Source organism: Methylobacterium sp. CM6247, assembly GCF_054817925.1.
On the sequence record NZ_JBTXKX010000003.1, the window covers coordinates 4,857,024 to 4,879,434 of the forward strand.

Here is a 22,411-nt window from a genome sequence, read left to right on the forward strand (position 1 = left end):
TGAATCCGCTTGCGATGAATTGGCCGGCGATCCGCGCCATCTACCTCTTCGAAATGGCGCGTTTCTGGCGCACGGGCCTTCAGAGTATCGTTGCTCCGGTCATCGCAACCTCTCTGTATTTCGTGGTCTTCGGCGCAGCGATCGGTGCACGCATGGCTTCCGTGGATGGAGTCGCCTATGGCGCCTTCATCGTGCCAGGCCTGATCATGCTCTCGTTGCTGACGCAGAGCATCGCCAACGCATCCTTCGGCATCTACTTCCCGCGCTTTGCCGGGACGATCTACGAGATCCTGTCGGCACCGGTCTCGCCGTTGGAGATCGTGCTCGGCTATGTCGGGGCCGCGGCTTCGAAGTCGATCCTGATCGGCCTCATCATCTTGGCGACGGCGGCCCTGTTCGTACCGTTGAGGATCGAGCATCCGCTTTGGATGGTAGCGTTTCTCCTGCTGACCGCGACCACGTTCAGCCTGTTCGGTTTTTTGATCGGATTATGGGCAGATGGGTTCGAGAAGCTGCAACTGGTGCCGCTTCTCATCGTCACGCCACTCACCTTCCTCGGCGGCAGCTTCTATTCCATCGAGATGCTGCCGCCCTTCTGGCGGACGGTGAGTCTCGTGAACCCGGTGGTCTATCTCATCAGCGGCTTCCGCTGGAGCTTCTTCGGCACGTCCGATGTCGGGGTGGAGATCAGCCTCGCGATGACGTTGATCTTCCTCGCCCTTTGCCTTGCCAGCGTCACGTGGATCTTCCGCACCGGCTATCGGCTGAAAAGCTGATCGCCGTCACGGCCGCTCGTCGAGGAAGGCCAGAACGCCCTGCCGGTGCAGCTTGTCGCCGACAGCCGTGCTGTGATCGCGGTTGGGAAGTTCCAGGCTCTTCGCATGAGGCATGAGTGCCGCCAAAGCCGGGGCCGAGCCCGCTACAGTATCGAGGGTGCCCACCGTGACAAGAGTGGGAGCCTCGATCTGAGAGACTTCCTCCCGTGACAAGGTCTGGCGTGAGCCGCGCATACAGGCGGCGAGCGCCCGAAGGTCGCTTTTGGTCTGTTCGGCGAAGGTACGGAAGGCAGCAGCCGTGAGATTGGGCGCCTTTTCGCCAGCCGGAGCCTCCAGAGCCTCGGCGATGCCATTCGGCAAGCCCTTTCCCTCCACCAGATGCAGGCCGAGGCCCCCTAAAAGCACCGAACGCACCCGCTCCGGGTTGTCGAGTGCGAGATAGGCCGAGATCCGCGCGCCCATGGAATAACCCATTATGTCGGCGCGCTCGATACCGAGATGGTCGAGGAGCCGCCTTGTATCCTGCGCCATGATGTCGGAGCCATAGGCTTCCGGCGCGTAGAGCTTCTCGCTCTCGCCATGGCCGCGATTGTCGAGAGCGACGACCCGGCGCCCCGCCTCGGACAGGCTCTTCACCCAGAGTGTATTGACCCAATTCACGGAATGGTTGGAGGCGAAGCCGTGGATCAGCACGATCGGATCACCGCTGCCTCCCTTCGCCGGCTCGTCGATATAGGCGATGGTGGTCCCGTCGGAATCGAACATCTGCATCGCGCTGCATGCTCCTGTCGGAAGGTCGATGGCGGCCCGAGGGCCATGCCTATCGGTCGCCAAAATCGTCCTTGAGCGGCATTGAGGCAAGGCGCGAGTGATCAGAGGGGTGACAGGACGGCCTTTCCCTTGTCCTCATCGTGCTCCAACCATCTTCCTCCCCTTGCCGCACGGAACTTGCGGGGCGAAGAACGATCTGGCCGCCCCAGCTAAACGATTCAGGGCGTGCCATGCGGCTCGATCTTTCAGGATATGGACGGCCCATGATTCAGATCGTTCCCGTCGTCGTTCTCAAACACGTGGTGCGCGCCCCGCAGCCGGACGTCTTCCGAGCCTGGACGGACCCATTGCTCGCGCGAGGCTGGATGGCGCCGGTTGGAACCGTGGCGGAACATGTGGAGATCGACCCACGGGTCGGGGGGACATTCCTGCTGCGTGGACGGGATGAGGCGGGCGCGCTTCACGCGGTTACCGGTCATTTTGAAGAGATCCGACGCGGGCATTACCTGCATCAGACCTGGACTTATGACGGGCCGAACGAGATGCTGCGCATCGGCGAGACTATCGTGCAGGTCGATCTTCTGTCGGTGGGTGACAAAGCCACGGAGATCACATTAACGCACCGCCGGATCGTCAGCGTGGACGTACGCAACGCCTATCGATTGCATTGGCGCGACCGCTTCGAGAAGCTTCACGCCTCGCTGGCCTAAACGAGCGCCGCGGGGTCTAAAGCCGACAAGGGGGCAACGACTAGCGTCGCTGCTCCCCTTGTTGCGGATGTGATGAGCGATCTAGGCGAAGGCGGGCTGGCCGCTGGCGACGGCGCGTTGGGCGACCGCTTCGTCGTACAGCTTCTGCTCGTTTTCCTTATGGGTGAGCGAGAAGCGCACGGAGATTGCGCAGAGCGACGAGATCAGCACGGCGATGCCGAGGATGAACAGCGCGCCGGGCAGGTTGCCGACCCCCTTGAGCAGGAATCCAGCCGCCACGGCGCCGACATTTCCACCCGCGCCGATGATGCCGGCGACACCGCCCAGCGCCTTGCGATCGATGAACGGTACGAGGGCATAGGTCGCGCCGCAGGCCATGTGGGTGAACAGACCGAAGGCGAGCATGGCGATGACGGCGAGCGCGACCGACCCCGCATAGGCGAAAGCGAGAAGGCCGAGACCCTCGCCGACCATCAGCACGAACAAGAGCAGGGTGCGGCCGTCGAGGCCTTTCTTACGTGCGACCCGGTCCGACGCGATGCCGCCGAGCGCACGGGCGAAGAGAGCGAGAAGTCCAAAGCTGCCGGCCGCCATTCCGGCCTGGGTCAGGTCGAGGCTGAATCGTTCGACATAATACGTCGCCGCTACCGCATGGATGAAGATCTCGACGCCGAAACAGGCGCCGTAGGTAATCGCGAGCATCCAAACGCGATAGTTCGCCATCGCCTGTTTGAAGACGGCCCAGCCGCCCTTCTTGCCGGCGTCAACCGAAACGCCGCGCGCACGAAGCTCGGTGATGTTGCCCTCGGGCGTGTCCTGCGTGAAGCGGTAATACAGGAATGCCACGACCAGCATCATGACGCCGGGCACGATCATCGACAGGCGCCAGCCCATCGTCTTCTCGACGCCGATGCTGACGAGGGCCGCCAGAATCAGCGGCATCACGCTCTGGGTGACACCACCGCCGGCATTGCCCCAGCCGCCGACCGTGGCGTTGGCCGTACCGACCACGTTCGGTGCGAACATGACCGAGGTATGAAACTGCGTGATGACGAAACTCGCCCCAATGGCGCCGATGGCGAGGCGAAAGAACAGGAAGCTCTCATAGGAATTGGCGAAGGCGATGCCGATCACCGGAATCGCACCGAGGGTCAGCAGACCCGTGTAGGTCAGGCGCGGCCCGAATCGGTCACACATGGGACCTATGAGGAGGCGAACCAGGATGGTGATACCGACTGCGGCAATGTTGATATTGTAGACCTGATCGTTGGTCAGCTTGAACTCACCCTTGATGACCGGCATCAGCGGAGCGACGGCAAACCAAGCGAAGAAGCAGACGAAGAAGGCGAGCCAGGTGATGTGGAAGGCACGCATCTGGGGCGTGGCCAAACTGAAGAGATCGATTCGGGTCGCTTTTTGGGACTGCATGCGGAGAGGCTCCAGGCGATCGGATATCTCCCGGCACTCCTCGCGAGTGGCCCCCATGAACGGGGTGGGGAGAGATTGGTCGCTCACGCCACAGTGAGCACGAGCCGCCCGTCATCGAAGGCGTCTCTCGCAGGCGCCGTTGCCCACCTGAAGCCATCTGCATGGTATGTGCCAGCTCTAAGCGATTCCGTAAGGCCGCCCGTCACTGCGGCTTTCCCTGGGGCTGCATTGTTCCCCTACCCTTTTCATGAAGGCGCCAGTCCTGCGGAGGATGCCTCCCCGATAACCGTTTGCGCAGTCGATAATCGGGGACGTGCGCCGTTTGTGGGCATGGCGTCGGATTATGCAGGCTTCAGGGGCGGTGCTGGACGACAGGAGAAGCTTGCCGTCAGGCTGCCGGGCTGGCATCACCCGGCGCAATGACCGATACGCATTCTTCCGGCATCCCGCCCTTCGGCACCCACGCGCCCAAGGGGCTTGTGGCACGCATCACCAAGCGCACGGTGAACCTCTCGGGCAAAAGCTGGGCGGGGCGGCGTCTCGGCTTCCTGCTGAGGCGACTCGCGATCACAATGCTGCAGGGTCAGCCCCTCGACGTGGAGCGTCTTGGCGCACGGATGCGGCTGCACCCCTACAACAACAATTGTGAGAAGAAGGTGCTGTTCACGCCGCAATTCTTCGATCCCGAAGAACGTGCGCTTCTGGCGTCACGGCTGGAGCCCGGCTGCACCTTCCTCGATATCGGGGCCAATATCGGCGCCTACGCCTTGTCCGTGGCCGCCTTCGCCGGTCCCCGCGCGCGGATCCTAGCCGTGGAACCTCAACCCGACATCTTCGATCGGCTCACCTACAATATTGCCCAGAACCCGTTCGGCACGGTGAAGGCCGTGGCTTGCGCGGTGGCCGATAAGGCTGGTGAACTGACCTTGTTCGTCGATCCGCGCAACCGGGGCGAATCGAGTCTGAAGATTGTCGGCACCAACGAAGGTGCACAGATCCGAGTGCCTGCAGTCACCCTTCTGGGCCTTGCCCAGGGCGAAGGCATCACCCGGATCGATGCGATCAAGCTCGACGTGGAGGGGGCCGAGGACCTGATCCTGGAGCCGTTCTTTCGTGAGGCGCCGGTCTCCCTGCACCCTCGCCTGCTCCTCATCGAGGATGGCACGGCGCAATGGCAGATCAACCTCGTCGGCCTGCTCGAATCGCGCGGCTATCGCCAGATCGCCCGCACGCGGCTGAACCTGATCTTTGAGCTGAGAGGCGCCTGAAGCGATTGTCGCCCACTCGAATGGCTCGAGCTGGCTCACCGCGCGGTCAGGGTGGCGACGGACAAACACTGCCACGCTTGGCCAAACGGAGTTTTGCGCTCACGATCGACCGCTCAGCGCCAGCCACCTACCCTGCCGCCAGAATACCCCACATGGCCTCACGAGCGATAAGGGCGTCTTCAGGGGGCGCGACCGACACCGCCGCTTGAGTACAGTACCCCAAGGCCATTGTAAAAATGCGCCTCTCTCGAGGATCCGGCGACTGCGTCGCCGGAATGCACTCGTAGCAAGAGGCAATGCCTGCCTGTCAGGCGCATGCTGATGCTTTCAGTAAAGTTGCCGTGTGGGAACAGCTAGATAATAAAACTACCGTCCGTCAGGCTCGATGCCACGACATCGTGCAAGATGATTTTCTGCGCAGGGTCTGCAATCCCAGCAAACGTAACTTGCGTATCCTGCCCGCCGTTGATCGCTTTAATTTTAATGTCACTGAAGTTTTTCGCGATGAGTGTTACATTAAGGCGATCGATATCGACTTCGAATTTATAAATGTTGTCTCGGCCGAAATTACTGTCCGTATAGCCGAAAATGGTTTCGCCCGAACCTGCAAACAACTTATCGTTGCCGGCGCCGCCAGTGATACTGTCGTTGCCGTCGCCGGACAAGATCCAATCATTGCCCTGGGTGCCATAGATGATAGTGCTATTTTCCAAAGTCGTCTGAGATACGATGGTTTGACCTTGCGTTACGAACTCGAACGACACATCACCGCCGTTCCGAACGTAGGTCCTTTCGATACTATTGAAGTTGCTGTTTGTGAGTTCGATAACGCCCGTGACAATCAGTACGTCTTTCCCGGTGCCTCCGTCGATGATGACGGGATCCTCGGAAACGACGAGGCGGTCATTGCCACCTAGGCCGTAAAGAGAGTCGTTTCCTCCGTTGCCGATCAAAGTGTTGGCGGCGGCGTTGCCCGTGAGATGGTCTCCATGGGTGCTGCCATTGATCTTGGAGATACTGATCAAGACGTCGCCTTCGGCATCGCCACCTCGATTCACGCCCGTGCTCAGGTTGACGGTGACTCCCGCGGAGGAATGCTCGTAGCTCGCCGTGTCGGTTCCCAAGCTGCCGTTCAAGATGTCAGCGCCAGCGCCTCCTTCCAGCACGTCGTTGCCGCGACGACCGTTGAGCGTGTCGTCTCCGAGCCCTCCAAGAAGACTGTCCGAGCCGGATCCACCGGTCAGGACATCGGCGAAATTTCCGCCCTCGAGTGTCGTTTTTCCAAGGCGGTCGGAGAAGTTGAAATCGTAGCCTCCCGAAAACGCCGTAGCATGGTGCGACAAGCGATCTTCAGAAAAGTAGAATAACGTTGTCCCGTCTCCATCGCTATCGCGAATCACGAGTCGCTCATCGACCCCGACGGAGCGGACATAAATATCTGCTTCCGGATCGTCGTCATACCGTTGCGGAGGAAATACAGTGATGGAATCGTCATCATTGTAACCTGTACCTACCGTGATTTTAATGGTCGGCATGGCGAATCCTAGAATCTATCCAATAAGGATCTCGATCACTAGGTTGAGCGTAGCGGTCAAATTTGAGGTTGCAACTGAAAAAAGAGAGGCAGGTTGTTTTTAAGGCAATAATCGTTGGAGCGGTTTATTTCTGTATTGATGAGCCGGTAACCGGTGATAGCGATTTGCGGGTTTGTTCACGGCAGTGCTGACAATGCCCTTGAAAGAAAAGGTACTGTTTGTCTTGCCACGATGGGGCGTTGGGGAAGCTCAAAAGCGGAGATTCCGGTCCAACCCAACCCAGCGAGCTGTTAGCCGGCCCTTGCCGGCGCAAGCCGCGAACCATCGGCGCAGGCTCTCGATCTGTCCCTCCTGCGTCGGATCATCCTGGCGGCATCCGGGAACAATCGCGATATGGGTGAGAGTGCCGAGCCTTTGGTAGGTATGGCGGCTTTCCGGGACGGCTGTCAGATCACCCGGACCGGACGGAGGGAACTTCGAGCGGCCGGTCGGCTGAGCACGTTCGCCCATCCCATCGAACCACCTCATCCAGATGTGCCCCGCGTATGTGGGTCTTGAGGAACTCTTTCGTTCGCTCAGGTCCGGCTGGAGCCTTTCTCATCGTCAGGTGCCGCGGCACCTGACGATGGGGTCGAGATTGGGATGGCCGAAGACGTCATCGCGGCTCCCGCACCCCATGTCATGGCCCACCATCCACTTCGCGGTGGGCCACTGGGAATAGGCTTCCCCGGTGGGAAGCCTACCACCGCTCAGAGCGGGATGTTGTCGTGCTTCTTCCAGGGCTGCTCCATCTCCTTGGTGCGGAGCATGCCGAGCGCCCGGGCGATGCGTTTACGCGTCGAGTGGGGCATGATCACCTCGTCGATATAGCCGCGCTCGGCGGCGACGAAGGGCGAGAGGAAGCGGTCCTCGTATTCGCTGGTTCGTGCCGCGATCTTGTCGGTATCGCCGATCTCGCTGCGGAAAATGATCTCCACCGCGCCCTTGGCGCCCATGACTGCGATCTGCGCGGTCGGCCAAGCGTAGTTGATGTCGGCACCCACGTGCTTGGAGGCCATTACGTCGTAGGCACCGCCGAAGGCTTTGCGGGTGATGATGGTCACCAGCGGCACCGTGGCTTGGCTGTAGGCGAAGAGGAGTTTGGCGCCGTGCTTGATGAGACCGCCATATTCCTGCGCGGTGCCGGGTAGGAAGCCGGGGACATCGACGAAGGTGACGATCGGGATCGAGAACGCATCGCAGAAGCGTACGAAGCGCGCGGCTTTGCGGGAGGCATCCGAATCGAGCACGCCGGCCAGCACCATCGGCTGGTTGGCGACGAAACCGACGGTGCGGCCCTCGATGCGGCCGAACCCGGTGATGATGTTGCGCGCATAAGTCGACTGGATTTCGAAGAAGTCGCCTTCGTCGGCCACCCGGCGGATCAACTCGCCCATGTCGTAGGGCTTGTTCGGGTTGTCCGGAATCAGGGTATCGAGGGACTTATCGAGCCGGAGCGGGTCGTCGAAGCTTTCGATCTCCGGCACGCCGTCGATGTTGTTGGCGGGCAGGAAGTCGAGCAAGCGGCGGATCTGAAGGATCGCCTCCACGTCGTTCTCGAACGACCCGTCGGCGATGGAGGACTTGGTGGTGTGGACCTTGGCACCGCCGAGCTCCTCGGCCGTGACGACCTCGTTGGTCACGGTCTTCACCACGTCCGGGCCCGTGACGAACATGTAGCTCGTGTCACGGACCATGAAGATGAAGTCGGTCATGGCGGGCGAGTAGACGTCGCCGCCCGCGCAGGGGCCCATGATGACGGAGATCTGCGGAATGACGCCGGAAGCGGCGACGTTGCGGCGGAACACCTCGCCGTAGCCGCCCAAAGCGGCGACGCCTTCCTGGATGCGGGCGCCGCCGGCATCGAAAATGCCGATGATCGGGGCGCGCATCTTCAGCGCCATATCTTGGACCTTGACGATCTTGGCGGCATGCGTCTCGGAGAGCGAGCCGCCGAAGACGGTGAAGTCCTTGGAGAAGAGGAACACGGTGCGGCCGTTGATGGTGCCCCAGCCGGTGACCACGCCGTCACCGGGAATCTTCTGCTTCTCCATCCCGAAATCGGTCGAGCGATGCTGCACGAACATGTCGAATTCCTCGAACGACCCATGGTCGAGGAGGAGTTCGATACGCTCTCGTGCCGTCAGTTTGCCGCGCTTGTGCTGGGCCACGACGCGGTTTTCGCCGCCGCCGAGACGGGCTTGAGCGCGCCGCTCTTCCAGCTTCTCGAGAATATCCTTCATGCGTGGTGAGCCTTGAGATGGGTTCGTGGGGGTGAAGCCGTGCCGTGTCCGACAGCATGGCTTGGCGGTATACTTCAAAAGCGCCTTAGCACGGGGGAAAGGCAGCGAAAATGAATTTAACGAGCCAGGGTTGCCAGCGTCGCTGCGGCCTCGAATTCAGCCTTCCGCAGGGCATGCCGAGCCTCAGCTTCGGCATCGCTACCCCAGACGCTGGCCTGATAGGCCTCGTCCACATGCGCCGCCGCCCAGGCCTCCATCGGAGTGAGACGTCCATGCAGCGTGGCGAGGGCGATCAGGAGAGAGCCAGTCAAGGTCGTCATCGTGTGGAGCGCGGCCAGCCGGAAAGGCCCTTCGACGGCCGCGATTGCAGCGCGAAGTGCGTTCACCGACGTCTCCGGCTGGGTGACATGCATCACGCCTTCGCTGAGGATCAGGCGTACGCCCAGGGTCTCGTGCGCCCAGTCGATCACGGGGTTCCAGGCACGGGCTTGATCGGCCACGAGACGTTCCGGGTCTCCGGCGCGGTAGGCGACGAGATCCGTCCCTGCATAGGCCGAGAGATCATCGATCACCGCGTCACGGCGGGGAGCGACCCCGTCGATGGCGGTGTTGGCGAGGCGAGTCAGCGGCATGGTCGAGGGGTCGATGAACTCGGCCTGCGCTGCCCATTCTGCGGCGATAGCGTCGCCGAGTGAGCGGGTCGGCAAGGTCAGCGGATTACGGGCCGGTGTATTGGCAGATCGCCCGTCGAGAATCAGGCGAAATCCCTCCTCGCTACCCGCGAGGCCGGCCACTTTGTAGAACCGCTTCGGCAATGCGGGGCGGGTTTGCTCGCGCACGGCCTTGTGCGGATCGTGCACCGGAGGGGCGTCGCCAAGCCAATCGGCAGGATCGTCTGTACTCATGGCGAGAGGTTCTAGCGCATCGTCTCGCAGCCTGCGAGCAGGAAGCCGGCGCGATACTGAATGGCTGTTGCGAACTTTACTCGCGGGTAAGATCCGCAATCGTCATGTCTACGGTGACCGTCCGAAGGCCGCCCGTGAACAGATCTGCCAGCGCGGAAGCGGTTTCGACCACGGTCACTGCCCCAGCGCCAAGCAGCGCTCCCGGCGGATGGTAGCCCCAGGCGACACCAATGGCGGCCGCGCCGGCACTCACCGCCATATCCATGTCGTAGGTGGTGTCTCCGATCATCACTGTCGTCTCTGGCGGTGCTCCAACCGCGGCCATGGCCTGATGCAGCATCGCCGGGTCGGGCTTCGATGGCGCGTCGTCGGCAGTCTGGATGGTGGCGAAGACGTCGCCCCAGCCATGGCTTTCTACGAGCCGATCGACACCGCGCCGGGATTTCCCCGTGGCGAGTCCGAGGCGCAGATCGTCTCGGGCATGCAGACGTTCGATCAGATCGCCCATTCCGGGGAACAGTGGCTCTTCATAGGCCGGATCCAGGCGCAAGGTATTGAAGGCCCGCTTGTAGCTCTCGGACAGGCCTTCCACAGGCCCATCCTCGCCTACGAGACGCCGGAAGGCCTGCGGCAGTGAAAGGCCGACAACGGAAAGGGAGACTGATCGCGAGGGTGGAACGATGCCGTGCTCGGCGAAGGCCATGCCTTGGGCCGCAACGATGAGGTGCTGGCTATCAACCAGCGTACCGTCAACGTCGAAGACGACGAGCTTCACGGAAGAGTCCTGCATGGCCGCATTACGGCTGACGCCCTGGCTGCAGTTGTTGCGCCGCTGCTTGGCCTGGCTTCTGGCGTTCGTAGCCGAGCTTGCAGCGGATCAGAAAGCGCCGCCGGACCCCGCCGCGCAGGCCGCGCGCGTGCGAAAGCCGGTTGCAACTGGCATAGGACCGCCGCCTGCGTTCGCCCGCCCGCGCCTGTGATCCATGGCGGCCGACGGCGGGAGGTGGCGGAGCTGGGTTCTGCGTTGCCGGAGCGGGAACCGCTTTTACCGCGGGACTTGGCGGGGTCTGTTGTGGACCCGCCGCCTGCGCGGCAGCCTCGGCGGTCAGCGACGCTGATCCGAAGCACACGAACAGGCCGATCAAGGCGGTGCTGGCCATGGTCGCGAACGTCATCGGCATTGTTTCTCGCTGCAACGACGGGTGTGGTCGACCACAAGGATAAGGCATGGCGCCCAATTGCCAAGGCGCATACGTGGACGCTTTCCGCCGATGCGGCCAAAGCGGATCACGCTTCCGGCGCCTCGACGATGGGATCGTAGCGCGAGGCGTCGAAGCCCAGAAGGTTCCAGCTCTGCGCCATATGCGGTGGCAGGGGCGCCGTGACGTCCACCGGCTTCAGCGTGCGCGGATGCGGGATGACGATGCGACGTGCGAGGAGATGCAGCCGGTTCTGGATGCCTCCCGGCAACGCCCAGTTCTCGACGCTGAAATATTTCGGATCACCGACGATGGGGTGGCCGATATGCGCGGCATGGGCTCGGAGCTGGTGCGTACGCCCAGTTACGGGCTTCAGCGAGAGCCAGGACAGCTTCTGCGCCGCGTTGTCGACCATCGCGTAGTAGGTGAGCGCGTGGGCTGCGCCGTCGTCGCCGTGCTGGGCTACCCGCATTCGGGCATCGCCGTCGGGGGCTTCCTCCTTGGCGAGATAGGTCGAGATCCGGCCTTGGGGCACGCGCGGGACTCCCGCGGTAAGTGCCCAATAGACCTTGCGGGCCGACCGCGAGCGGAAGCTCTTGGCGAGGGTCGCCGCCGCCAGGCGTGTCTTGGCGACGATGAGGCAACCGGCGGTGTCTTTGTCGAGGCGGTGGACGAGGCGCGGCTTCTGCCCGTCCGGTCCGGTCAGGGCCTCCAGCAGCCCGTCCACGTGGCGCACGGTGCCGGAGCCGCCCTGGACCGCGAGGCCAAAGGGCTTGTTCAGCACCATCATGTCCGCATCCTCGTAGAGGATCAGCGAGCGCAGGAAGTCGGCATCGGTGGCGTCACGCGCAACACTGCGCGGTCGTTCCGCCACCGGGTCGAGCTTGAGGGGCGGCACGCGCACGCTCATGCCCGGCAAGAGCCGGTCGTTCGGCTTGGCGCGCTTACCGTCCACACGCAGCTCACCCTTGCGGACGATGCTTTGAACACGGGTGAAGGGTAGCTGCGGGAAACGCGTCGTGAGGAAGCGGTCGATCCGCATTTCGGCTTCGTCTTCCTCGACGATCAGTGTCTGTACGCCGGAGGCCAAAGTCGCGGAGGCGGCGGCGCGCTGTTCGCGCCGGGTCGGTCCTTCGACCACTGGTTCCGGGGACTTGGCGCCAGCGCGGCGCGGACGCGGCGCGTCCAACGATTTCTCCACGACCTCATTGCGGGGCGCCCGCGTCCGAGGCGCACGGGCCACCGGGATTTCGTCATCGGACGGCGTCTCCGGGGCATCGCCGGGGCGCCAGGGCGCGCGCTTGTCGGCCTCGCCGCGCAACTGCGCCGCGCGATGGGCAGCATCGAGGGCGCTGGTGCGCGGGCCGGTGCCTTCGCGGTCGGGCCTGCGGAACGCGCCGGGCTTGCCGGGACGGTAAGGCTTGCCGCCGCTGCCGGGCGGCCTGCCTTTGCCGGCGCCGGAACCTTTACGTCCGGCATTGCCGCGTGATGGTGGTCTGGTGGTCATCGCGTGCTCGTAACACCCTCGCCCCTCTGGGCAAAGCGCTTCGAGGATGGGGCGCTTCGAGAACGCGACGTTGCATGAACCGCAGTTCAGGCGGCGCGGCGGCCCGCCTCAATGGTCAGCCCGGTCCCGACGGAGCCGAACGTATCACCGTCCACAACTCTGGCATTCGGGACGCCCGCCACCAATGCGGCACGGACATGCGGCAGGCCCGTGGACCCGCCGGTCAGGAACAGGGCGTCGATGCCCTCGGCCGGCAAGCCCGCCTGATTCAGGCAGCGCCCGATCCTCTCGGCGATTCGCCGAGAGAGCTCTTCCGTCTGCGCCACGAGGCCGGCATGGTCGAGGTTGGCGGCGAGACCCGGCTCGACCCAGCCGAGCGCGACGCCGCCCTGGCCGGCATCCGAGGCAGCGATCTTGGCGCCCTCGACTTCCATCGCCAGGGAATGCCCGCGTTCGGCTTCCACCACGGTGTAGAGCCGAGCGATCAGGTCCGGCCGGCGCGCGTCGCGGCGGACCTCCTCGATCTCGCGGAGGGTCTTGGCATTGTAGAGCCGGTTGATGCTCGACCAGGTGGCGAGGTCGTGAAAATACCCGCTCGGCACGTCGAGGTCGCCTCGGTTCATCGGGCTGCCGAGGCCGAAGAGCGGCATTACCGTGCCGAGGCTGAGCCGCCGGTCGAAATCGGTACCGCCGATGCGTACGCCGTCATTTGCGAGGATGTCGCCGGACCGGTCGACCTTGGTATGGCGCTCCGGTGAGAGCCGGACGATGGAGAAATCCGAGGTGCCGCCGCCGATATCAGCGATGAGCGCGATCTCCTCCCCCGTCACCTGCTGCTCGTAATCGAGCGCCGCCGCGATGGGCTCGTATTGGAACGAGACGTAGCGGAAGCCGATGCTCTGGGCGATCTCGCGCAGGGCATCCTCCGCGCGGGCGTCGCCCTCCGGGTCGCCATCGACGAAGTGGACCGGGCGGCCGTGGACCACGGTATCGATGCCCGTTCCCGCCTGCGCCTCGGCGCGCGTCTTCACAGCGGAGAGGTAGCGGGCGATGACGTCGCGGAAGCGGATTCGCTCACGCCCGACTGGCGTCGTCTCCTCGAGTAGCGAGGATCCGAGCACTGACTTCAGGCTGCGCATCAGCCGGCCCGGCGTGCCCTCGACGTACTCCGCCATGGCCGCGCGGCCGACGAGGGGCGTCCCACCCGGCGGGAAAAAGATCGCGCTGGGAATTGTCACGTGGTCGCCCTCCAGTCGCAGCAGGGCGGGCCGTCCCTCGGTGACAAGGCCGAGCGTGGTGTTGGACGTGCCGAAATCGAGGCCACAGGCCGCCATGTAGGATCTCCGGACGCTGGTCCGCTGGAATGGGGGGCCGTCGACCTACAGGCTGGGCCCGTCCCGGTCCACCGGTCTCAGCGCTTGAAATCGCCGGCCCGGCTCGCCTTCAGCGCAGGGCTCCCACCCGTGAGCCGCCGCTTGAGCCGCACGATCGCCTCTCGCTGCAACTCGCTGGCGGCGGAATGGGCGTTGGCGACCTGTGAAAGCATGTCGATGAAATGCAGACGCTCGGCCGCGGTCAGGTTGTCCCGCAGCAGGGGCAGCATTTCGTCTGCCACGAGGGAGAACGGTCGTCGTGCCTGGGTGTAGGTCCACGCTCGCTCGAACGTGGCCGAGATCGTATCGATCTGGAGCGGAGAATCCATGAATTCCAGGATCTTGGTCTTCTCGGCGGCGGTGACGGGGCTACCCGTGCGCACCAATTGGATCATCAGGATCACCGCCGCGAGCCTGACGTCCCGCACTCGCTTCAGCGGTGTGCCGATGATGTCCTCCAGGGTCGATTTCGCCCGACGCTGAAGGCCCTTCGTGTCACGATTGACCTCCCTCAGCGCCGTCGCGGTGCCATGTGCGCGGATGATCCAGAACAGGACGGCACCCACGATCCCGATCGCTGCGACGATGACGACCATTCAAGCGAACCTTTCCCCGGATCCGATCCGGCTCGGACGATTGTTTCGGCTGTGAGCATAGCGCCATGGCGGCAGCGGCAAACCCCGGGGGACGTCCGACCCCGCGAAGGATCGCCACGCAGCAACCGATTCGCAACCAACCGATGCGAGCGTTCAGCCTTCCCCGAGATAGCGGTGGCGCAGGTGGCGCATGTAATCTTCTGCGCCCAGGGGCTTGCCGGTGGTGGCAACGAGCAACTCGTCCGTCTCCAGGAAACTGCCGCGTCCGTGCACGTTCTCTCCGAGCCAGCCGCGCATGGCGGTAAAATCGCCCTCGGCCAGATCGGCTGGGATTCCGGGCAGGTCCTCACAAGCAGCGCGGAAGAACTGCGCCGCCGCCATGGCGCCTAGGGTATAAGTCGGGAAATATCCGAAACTGCCCCCGGGCCAGTGGATGTCCTGCAGGCAGCCGAGCCGGTCGCTCGGTACCGCGAGACCAAGTAGCGAGCGCATGCCTTCATTGAATGCGCCCGGCAGATCGGTGATTGCGAGATCACCGGCGATCATCGCGGTTTCGAGATCGTAGCGGAGGAGGATGTGAGCCGGATAGGTCACTTCGTCGGCATCGACTCGGATCAGGCCCGGCTCAACTCGTGTGTAGAGGCGGTGCAAGTTGTCGGCATCCCAGGCGCTTCCCTGCCCGCCGAACGCCTCGCGCAGCCGAGGTGCCAGGTAAGCGCAGAACTCGGCTGAGCGGCAGGCCTGCATCTCGATCAGCAGCGACTGGCTTTCATGCAGGCTCATCCCCCGGGCGTTCCCCACGGGCTGGTGGAGCCATGTGGCCGGCCGACCCTGCTCGTAGAGCGCGTGGCCGGTCTCGTGCAGCACGCCCATCAGGGCGCGGGTGGCATCGGTCTCGTCGTAGCGCGTGGTGATGCGCACATCGTTGGTGGCGCCGCCGCAGAATGGATGCAGGCTGATATCCAGCCGTCCGCGTTGAAAGTCGAACCCGGCGGCGCGCATCAGCGTCAATCCCAGGGCCTTCTGCGCCTCCACCGGAAACGGCCCGGGAAGCGGGATCGGTGCCGGTAGCGAAGCCTGACGATCGCGGATCACTTCAATCAATCCCGGCAGGATCGCGCGAAGCTCGGCGAAGAGCGGATCAATCGCCGCCTGGCGCATGCCGGGATCGTAACCGTCGAGGAGGGCATCGTAGGGAGCAAGCCCCAGGGCCGCGCCCTTTGCCTCCCCAACCTCCCGCTGCAGCCGCAGGGTCTCGGCCAGATGAGGTGCCAGCATCGCGAAATCGGATCCTGCCCGCGCTTCCCGCCATACCATTTCGGAGTGGGACGAAGCTTTGGAGCTCGCGGCGACGAGATCGCCCGGCACGGCGGACGCATGATGATAGGCTCGTCGCATCTCGCGCAGATTAGCGCGCTCCCACGTCCCGAGGCCGGTCTCGTCGTCTGAGGCCTCCGCAATCAGGTCGCCGGTCTCGGCGGCGGTGAGAATCTCGTGGGCGATGACCCGCAACTGCGCAAGCTGTTCTGCCCGACCCTCTGCGGCGCCGTCCGGCATGAATGTCTGGGCGTCCCAGCCCAGGATGCCGGCCGCATCGTCGATGGCCCCGATGCGAGCGAAGCGGCTGGCGAGGCTCTGATAGGCATTCGTGGTCATGGTTGGCCTTCCTGCTTGACAGAGCGCCGCCCTAACACTGGACGTCGCGGTCAGCGTTCCTCATCACGACGTTGCTTTCGCAAGGCCTCCCAATGGGCGAGGCGGTCGCCGTAGCGGGTCTCCATGCCACGGTCGGTGGGCTCATAGAAATACTGGCGACCGAGCGCCTCGGGCCAATAATCCTGGCCCGAGAACGCATCCGGCTCATCATGGTCGTAGCGGTAGCCCTCGCCATAGCCGATCTTGCGCATCAGCTTGGTGGAGCCGTTGAGGATGGTCCGGGGCGGCGGCAGTGAGCCGTGCTCCTTAGCCACCCGCGTCGCCGCCTTGTAGGCATTGTAGACCGCGTTCGATTTCGGCGCGCAGGCGAGGTAGACGGTGATCTGGGCGAGCGCCAATTCCCCTTCCGGCGAGCCAAGGAAATCGAATGCGTCCTTAGCGGCAGTGGCGACGACGAGGGCCTGGGGGTCGGCGAGGCCGATATCCTCCACGGCCATGCGCACGAGGCGCCTTGCGATGAAAAGCCTGTCCTCCCCTCCGTCGAGCATGCGGCAGAGATAATAGAGCGCCGCATCGGGGTCGGAACCACGCACAGTCTTATGCAGTGCGCTGATGAGGTTGTAGTGTCCCTCCTGGCTCTTGTCGTAGATCGGCGCCCGGCGCTGGACGATCTCCTGCAAGGTGACAGCGTCGAAGATCTCGTCTCGCTTGGCAGAGCGCCAGACCTCTTCCGCCAGGGTGAGGCAGGCCCGTCCGTCACCGTCGGCCATGCGGACGAGGACGCCGCGCGCGTCTTCGTCCAAAGGCAGCGAACGCCCCGTCAGTTCCTCTGCCCGGACCAGTAGCTTGGCAATGGCGACGTCGTCGAGCGAGCGGAACAGCAGGACGCGGGCGCGCGAGAGAAGCGCGGCGTTGAGCTCGAAGGAAGGGTTTTCGGTAGTGGCGCCAACGAGCGTTACGGTTCCGTCTTCCATCACGGGAAGGAAAGCGTCGAGCTGAGCCCGATTGAAGCGGTGGATCTCATCCACGAAGAGCAACGTCCCCTGACCCATCGCCCTGCGCTGGCGCGCCGCCTCGAAGACCTTTTTCAGATCGGCGATGCCGGAAAAGATCGCCGAGATCTGTTCGAACTTGAGGTCAGTCTTGTGGGCCAGAAGGCGGGCCACCGTGGTCTTGCCGGTACCCGGCGGCCCCCAGAATACCAGTGAGCCGAAGGATTTGCCGTTCAGGAGCCGGGTCAGCGATCCGTCCGGTCCGGTGAGGTGCTCTTGTCCCACCACCTCGGCGAGGGAGCGCGGACGAAAACGGTCCGCAAGCGGGCGAGGCGCATCGTTCTGCAGACCGGCGGAGGCGAAGAGATCGGACATCGACGCATAGAAGACGCGGGCTGCGCCATCCCGCAATCTGCAAATGACCTCGTCCCCGCGTTTCGGTGGACTTGCCGCCCTGCCTTGCAGTTAGGATGCCGAGCAAAGATCGGCTCGGCGCCTGGCACGTCTTCCTCATATGGGGATCCAGCGAATCACACGCGATCCTGGCCGCCTATGACCAACGTTTAATTCGCCAGGGCACGCCTCCGGAGCCCGGTGCCGGAGGATACCGGCTGCGTGGACTGAATGAGGCCTCTAGCCTCCGAACACCGAGGTCAACACTGTGCCGCCGCGATTAATCGTAATCTCCCAAATGCCGGGATTGGTCCGGATCAGGCGCTCGAGATCTTTCGTGGCGGTCACTGGGGCTCCGTTGATCGCCACGACCACGTCTCCGACCTGGAGTCCGTTGCGAGCAGCGATGGACCCTTCCTCTACGGACGAGACCGCCACTCCCTCGGTGGCGAAATCCTTCTGCAATTCTTCCGCGACGGCCGGCGAAGTGTTGACCAGGGTGGCGCCGAACATGGGCGAGCGAGTGCGCAGCTTCACCGCCTCGCGTGGTCGTGTCTCCGGAGCCGAGGCGAGTTTGACCGAAATCGTGGAGCGGGAGGTGCCGCGCAGGATGCCGAACTTGGCACTTCCGCTGATTCCCTTCAGGGCAAAGCGGTAACCAAAGGCTTCCGGATCATCGACGACTTTGTCGTCCACCGTGAGGATCAGGTCACCGCGCTTCAGGCCGGCCTCTTCGGCCGGGCTTTTCGGCTGCAGGCTCGCCACCAAGACTCCGGTCGGATGGTCGAGGCCCATGCTCTCGGCGATGTCCGGTGTCACGTTCTGCACGCGCGCGCCAAGCCACGGGCGGCGTACCGTCGTGGCACCACCCTTGGCTGTCTCGACCACGGCGCGAACCATGCTTGTGGGGATGGCAAAGCCGATGCCGTGGCTTCCACCGGATTGTGAGTAGATCGCCGTATTGATGCCGACGAGCTGCCCTTGCAGGTCAACGAGAGCGCCGCCGGAATTGCCCGGGTTGATCGCCGCATCGGTCTGAATGAAGAATTGGTAGTCCGAAGACCCGACCTGGGTACGCGCCACGGCCGAGACGATGCCCTGCGTCACTGTCTGGCCGACGCCGAACGGGTTACCGATCGCCATCACGAAGTCGCCGACCTCCAGCGCCTCGGAATCTCCCATCGGCATCGGCACGAGTCCGCCAACAGGGCTCTTGATCTTGATGACGGCAAGGTCAGTGCGGGGATCGCGCAAGACGATACTCGCCTCGAACTCCCTTCGGTCGGAGAGCGAGACACGAACCTCATTCATGTTATCGATGACGTGGTTGTTGGTGATGACGAGCCCAGATTCATCCACGATGACGCCGGACCCCAAGGATTTCTGTGCCCGCTCGCCCGGCAGGCCCGGGCCACGACCAGAGCCTTGCTCGCCGAAGAACCGGCGCATGAACTCGTCCATGGCGCTTCGCGACGTGCCCCGTTGCTCCACATGCGACGCGTAGACATTGACCACCGAGGGAGCGGCTCGCTTCACCACCGGCGCGAAAGAAAGATGGACTTCGCCCTTCGAGCCGGGAACGATCTTGGCCGGAACGTGCGTTTCCGGCGTCTTCATCATCTGCGCTTGAGCGTTTGGCGAGACGACGATGGACGCCGTGACGAGGCAGGCGAGCAGCGGCCGATGAATCATCGCGATCTCCCGGATGGTAGGCGCAGACAGCGGAGCCGCTGCGGAATCCGAGATATCTAGACGCGCCGGGGCGTCAGCGCGAGGGGTGTCCGGGGCGTCGAAGCGTGTCGGCGATGCGGCCCGCGCGGCGGGCAAGACTCGCAATGCAGCTGAGAGAGGCGTCGGCTGCACGTTGCATTTCATTCACTTGGAGACGGAGAGCATCAGCGGGGTTCTTTGCCGCCGATAAGGCACGCCAATGCGCAAGAGTGGCAATGCTCTCGTTGCGGACATAGGTCGCCAGCGTATCGTTGGCGGCGGTTATTTCCTTCAATGCCGAGGGGGCCTCAATGGTTGGCGACTGAGCGGCAAGATCTTTCGCCGAGGCGATCGCACTCTCAATCTCGGCAGGCAGGAGAGATGCGAGTTCCGCCTCGTGCTCCGTTCGCGCCTCGCCATCGCCGGCATGTCCTGGCGCATCATCTTGCGCGGCGTTGGATACGTTTACGGCGGCAGGCGCGTGGACTTCGGATGCCCCATCCTCCGCGAGCGTCTCTGCTATGCCGGAATGGAGCTCCGTCACAGACTGTCCGGCCGTCAAAGCATCTGAAGACACGGTCTCCAACAGGGGCGCGATGACCGGGGTAGAGCCGTCAGGCAGAGATGCCCCGACCAAGGCAGAATCGATACTCGACGATTGATAGGTCGGAGCCACCTCGAGCGACTTCGTTACGATATCCGGCGCTTCGGCTGTCGTCGGAGCGGCGTCCGCATTGGCAGGCTGGGTCGATCGATTGGCTTTGCTTTTGGGGCGCTCTACGGAGCGTGCTGGTCGGCGTATTGCCATGATTCGCGTCCCCTTCATCCATCGTCGGACATGCATCGCCAGGTACCGGTCGGCGCCCTCCGCGGTTCATGCCGGAACTCTAGTTGGACCGCATTTACTGCGCCGACATCATACCGCTTCTCCGGTTTGCGCGCGAACCGGCAATCGGCCAGTCCGCGCATCGAGGCAAATTCAGGCGCCTTTGGTCGCTTTCTGCGCCAGGGCGCCGAGATCCTTGGCCTGGGTCTGAATCGTGGCAATCTGGCTGTGCAGGAACGCGCTCTGCAACTCGAACGCTTCCTTCACGTCGCGGGTACGCACCAGCTTTTGAGCGAAGTCGAACGTCGAGCTTGCATTCGCCTGGACTTGGTCAAGGCCCTTGGCGATCACGGACTGGATCGTCTCATGCACCGTGTTGGACGATGTCTGAAGCTGTTCGGCGGATTTGACCACCGTGCCGAGCAGACTGCTCACGGCAGTCCGGGCCTGACTGACGCTCTTCTCTGCGAAGTCGCGAAGCTCGGCAGGAATCTCGTAGGTTGGCGCGTTCATGTCGTTCCTCTCTGAATGAGCGGTGGCGACACGGGATGACGCGCCGCACTATCGATATGTTGCGGTGCAATATGGAAGTCAAGATGGGGCGTTTAGCGGGAGCCCACCAGTAGCAGTGCCATCCCGGTGTTGGATTCAAATTAGCGGGATGCCGAAGGATCTGAGCATGCAATGTAGGCCAGCAAGTTAGGAATTGTGAAATATGACGTCCGCAGTAACGATTCATTGGCGGCTGTGTTGAGCATGTTGGGCTCGAGGATGATCCTTTTCGATGGGTCTCACGTGGGAGCTGACGCACAGGTTTTCTGCAGCTATCGATGACTTGGTGTTTCTAAGACATCGGGCGTTGCAGGCGATACGTTTCGGGTGATCCTTCGATAGAGGCGGACAAGTGCATCGGCATGGGCGTCGATCGACATCGGCGCGTTCCAATATCTAGCGTGAGCGGAACGCCCGAGCGTCTCCGCTGTCATCGCGTCGAGATTTCGGAAAGCCGCCGCGAGCGTTGTCCGCTCCGGTGCGACTACATAACCGGTAACGCCGTTGACGACTTTCTCGGCGGCACCGGAGCGGTCTGACGCGATGACAGGAAGCCCGGTCGCCAAAGCCTCGTAGACGGTGAGAGGTCCCGTCTCGTACCACCGGGACGGCGCGGCCACGGCACGCGCACGTTGAGCAAGGATGGTCCATACCTCGTCGGGAGAGCGCCATCCCAGCATTTCCACATGCGGCTGCACGCTCAGTTCCGCCTCTAATGGTCCAGTTCCGATGAAGAGGGCCGGCATGCCGGCATCGCGTGCTGCCTCGGCGACGAGGTCCGCGCCTTTCTCGCGCGTCAGGCGACCTACATAGGCAATGGCTGCCGCCCCAGCCGGGTTGGCCCGTACTCCCCTTTCCACCCGGACGGGATTGTCGACCCGATGATGCGTCACGGAGAACGAGCCTTGCAGATCGTCAGCGCGGCGGAGGCTGGCATCGCAGACATGGACCAGATCGAGATGGCGCCGTCGCAAGGCACGGCTTTGAACGACGCTTCGCCCTACCCGGATGGCCTTGTGAAAGCGGCTCCTCGGATCGCAAGGCGCTACGACACAGGACTTTGAGAGTGGCCTCAGTCCACATGGGCGATCCTGATCGAACCGGTAATAGACGCCGTTGGGGCAGGAAAGAAAGTAATCGTGCAACGTCACCGCCACGGGGACGCCGCTGTCGAATAAGACAGGGAACACGCTGGGTGAAAGGCTCCGGGTCCATTGATGCAGGTGGATAACGTCTGCTGGCCTTGGGAGGCTGCCTAGTATGGAGCGCAGGCGTGTGGCGGATTGCCAATTCCAAAGGCCAGACAAGGCCGCCTCCATAGGGGGGCGACTCCAGATGTCTGCGTTACCGAGGGTAATGTGCCGGATGTTCGGATGATCGAGTAACGGATCCACCGCGCCGTCGATGGCTTGGATGTAGGTAATGTCGATCCCCGCCTTAGCGAGGCCGTGCGCAGATTCGACCGCCACTTTCTCAGCACCGCCACTCGCTACGGCGAACTCGGCGAGGATCACGATATGCATGGCGCGCCCGATCCCTCGGCCAGCTCGAGGATTCCATGAAGCTCCGGCCGGTATGGCCAGGGTAGCGACGATCGACTCATGTCCGGTAAACGCCACCGTCGCAGAGACGAGCCGCCGTACCGCCAGCGATGAAAGGGATCGGGCGTCGTCCCATCCGCGTTGGTCGAGGTGAATGCGCAACCCCGGTGATGACCGGGCAAGCACCAGGAGACGCTGATGTCCGACCCGAAGCCAAAAGCCACGTCCGATGCCGACGAGAAACCTCGCGTTGACCCGGCGCGCGGCGGTGACAAGACGAATCCCGGTAATAACCAGGATGAGATGAGCGAACGACTCGATGAAGCGTTGGAGGAGACCTTTCCTTCAAGCGATCCGGTCTCGGTAAAAATCACGAAATAGGGCTACGAAT

The 22,411-nt window shown here is 63.3% G+C and carries 20 protein-coding genes; 4 read left to right on the top strand and 16 right to left on the bottom strand.

Annotation, left to right across the window (positions count from 1 at the left end; genetic code table 11):
* The first annotated feature begins 14 nt into the window (after positions 1 to 14).
* Positions 15 to 776 carry an ABC transporter permease gene (locus ACYQOP_RS24025; RefSeq protein WP_207410766.1) on the top strand — a complete coding sequence of 254 codons (762 nt, stop codon included), beginning with the start codon at positions 15 to 17 and terminating at the stop codon, positions 774 to 776.
* Positions 777 to 782: 6 nt separating this feature from the next.
* On the opposite strand, the gene ACYQOP_RS24030 is transcribed toward ACYQOP_RS24025, so the two are convergent.
* Positions 783 to 1,547, bottom strand: a complete 765-nt coding sequence (locus ACYQOP_RS24030; RefSeq protein ID WP_461224573.1) for an alpha/beta fold hydrolase — start codon at positions 1,545 to 1,547, stop codon at positions 783 to 785.
* Positions 1,548 to 1,810: 263 nt separating this feature from the next.
* Here ACYQOP_RS24030 and ACYQOP_RS24035 point away from each other — a divergent pair, with 263 nt between their 5' ends.
* Positions 1,811 to 2,257, top strand: a complete 447-nt coding sequence (locus ACYQOP_RS24035) for an SRPBCC family protein (protein ID WP_461224575.1) — start codon at positions 1,811 to 1,813, stop codon at positions 2,255 to 2,257.
* A gap of 81 nt (positions 2,258 to 2,338) precedes the next feature.
* Here the strand turns inward: ACYQOP_RS24035 and ACYQOP_RS24040 are convergent, their stop codons facing one another.
* Positions 2,339 to 3,685, bottom strand: a complete 1,347-nt coding sequence (locus ACYQOP_RS24040) for an MFS transporter (protein ID WP_461224577.1) — start codon at positions 3,683 to 3,685, stop codon at positions 2,339 to 2,341.
* Positions 3,686 to 4,104: 419 nt separating this feature from the next.
* On the opposite strand from ACYQOP_RS24040, the gene ACYQOP_RS24045 reads away from it, so the two are divergent.
* Positions 4,105 to 4,953: an FkbM family methyltransferase gene (locus tag ACYQOP_RS24045; RefSeq protein ID WP_461224579.1), complete on the top strand. Its 849-nt coding sequence runs from the start codon at positions 4,105 to 4,107 to the stop codon at positions 4,951 to 4,953.
* A gap of 353 nt (positions 4,954 to 5,306) precedes the next feature.
* On the opposite strand, the gene ACYQOP_RS24050 is transcribed toward ACYQOP_RS24045, so the two are convergent.
* From ACYQOP_RS24050 to ACYQOP_RS24115, 14 genes are all read right to left on the bottom strand, one after another.
* Positions 5,307 to 6,488, bottom strand: a complete 1,182-nt coding sequence (locus ACYQOP_RS24050) for a calcium-binding protein (protein WP_056430413.1) — start codon at positions 6,486 to 6,488, stop codon at positions 5,307 to 5,309.
* A gap of 749 nt (positions 6,489 to 7,237) precedes the next feature.
* A complete protein-coding gene (locus ACYQOP_RS24055; RefSeq protein WP_056430411.1) occupies positions 7,238 to 8,770 on the bottom strand; it encodes an acyl-CoA carboxylase subunit beta in 1,533 nt (510 codons plus the stop codon).
* A gap of 116 nt (positions 8,771 to 8,886) precedes the next feature.
* Entirely contained in the window at positions 8,887 to 9,675 is a 789-nt protein-coding gene (locus ACYQOP_RS24060) for an ATP12 family chaperone protein (RefSeq protein ID WP_461224581.1), read from the bottom strand.
* Between the two features lie 76 nt (positions 9,676 to 9,751).
* A complete protein-coding gene (locus ACYQOP_RS24065) occupies positions 9,752 to 10,465 on the bottom strand; it encodes an HAD-IA family hydrolase (protein WP_207410563.1) in 714 nt (237 codons plus the stop codon).
* 7 nt (positions 10,466 to 10,472) lie between these two features.
* A complete protein-coding gene (locus tag ACYQOP_RS24070) occupies positions 10,473 to 10,850 on the bottom strand; it encodes a hypothetical protein (RefSeq protein ID WP_405030573.1) in 378 nt (125 codons plus the stop codon).
* 112 nt (positions 10,851 to 10,962) lie between these two features.
* Positions 10,963 to 12,381 carry an RluA family pseudouridine synthase gene (locus ACYQOP_RS24075; protein WP_461224584.1) on the bottom strand — a complete coding sequence of 473 codons (1,419 nt, stop codon included), beginning with the start codon at positions 12,379 to 12,381 and terminating at the stop codon, positions 10,963 to 10,965.
* Positions 12,382 to 12,467: 86 nt separating this feature from the next.
* A complete protein-coding gene (locus ACYQOP_RS24080; protein WP_461224586.1) occupies positions 12,468 to 13,715 on the bottom strand; it encodes an Hsp70 family protein in 1,248 nt (415 codons plus the stop codon).
* Between the two features lie 77 nt (positions 13,716 to 13,792).
* Positions 13,793 to 14,350, bottom strand: a complete 558-nt coding sequence (locus ACYQOP_RS24085) for a tellurite resistance TerB family protein (protein WP_461224588.1) — start codon at positions 14,348 to 14,350, stop codon at positions 13,793 to 13,795.
* A 153-nt stretch (positions 14,351 to 14,503) separates the two neighbouring features.
* A complete protein-coding gene (locus tag ACYQOP_RS24090) occupies positions 14,504 to 16,006 on the bottom strand; it encodes a carboxypeptidase M32 (RefSeq protein ID WP_461224590.1) in 1,503 nt (500 codons plus the stop codon).
* A 50-nt stretch (positions 16,007 to 16,056) separates the two neighbouring features.
* Complete coding sequence (locus ACYQOP_RS24095; protein WP_461225454.1) at positions 16,057 to 17,373, bottom strand: replication-associated recombination protein A; 1,317 nt, start codon at positions 17,371 to 17,373, stop codon at positions 16,057 to 16,059.
* A 258-nt stretch (positions 17,374 to 17,631) separates the two neighbouring features.
* Positions 17,632 to 19,083, bottom strand: coding sequence for a DegQ family serine endoprotease (locus tag ACYQOP_RS24100; protein WP_207410569.1), 1,452 nt, complete (start codon positions 19,081 to 19,083; stop codon positions 17,632 to 17,634).
* Between the two features lie 73 nt (positions 19,084 to 19,156).
* The gene (locus ACYQOP_RS24105) at positions 19,157 to 19,927 is read right to left on the bottom strand and encodes a hypothetical protein (RefSeq protein WP_461224592.1); all 771 of its coding nucleotides are present in this window, start codon (positions 19,925 to 19,927) and stop codon (positions 19,157 to 19,159) included.
* A gap of 153 nt (positions 19,928 to 20,080) precedes the next feature.
* Positions 20,081 to 20,440 carry a phasin gene (locus tag ACYQOP_RS24110; protein WP_461224594.1) on the bottom strand — a complete coding sequence of 120 codons (360 nt, stop codon included), beginning with the start codon at positions 20,438 to 20,440 and terminating at the stop codon, positions 20,081 to 20,083.
* Positions 20,441 to 20,751: 311 nt separating this feature from the next.
* Positions 20,752 to 22,002: a glycosyltransferase gene (locus tag ACYQOP_RS24115; protein ID WP_461224596.1), complete on the bottom strand. Its 1,251-nt coding sequence runs from the start codon at positions 22,000 to 22,002 to the stop codon at positions 20,752 to 20,754.
* A 216-nt stretch (positions 22,003 to 22,218) separates the two neighbouring features.
* On the opposite strand from ACYQOP_RS24115, the gene ACYQOP_RS24120 reads away from it, so the two are divergent.
* Entirely contained in the window at positions 22,219 to 22,401 is a 183-nt protein-coding gene (locus tag ACYQOP_RS24120) for a hypothetical protein (RefSeq protein ID WP_056430377.1), read from the top strand.
* The last annotated feature ends 10 nt before the right edge of the window (positions 22,402 to 22,411 follow it).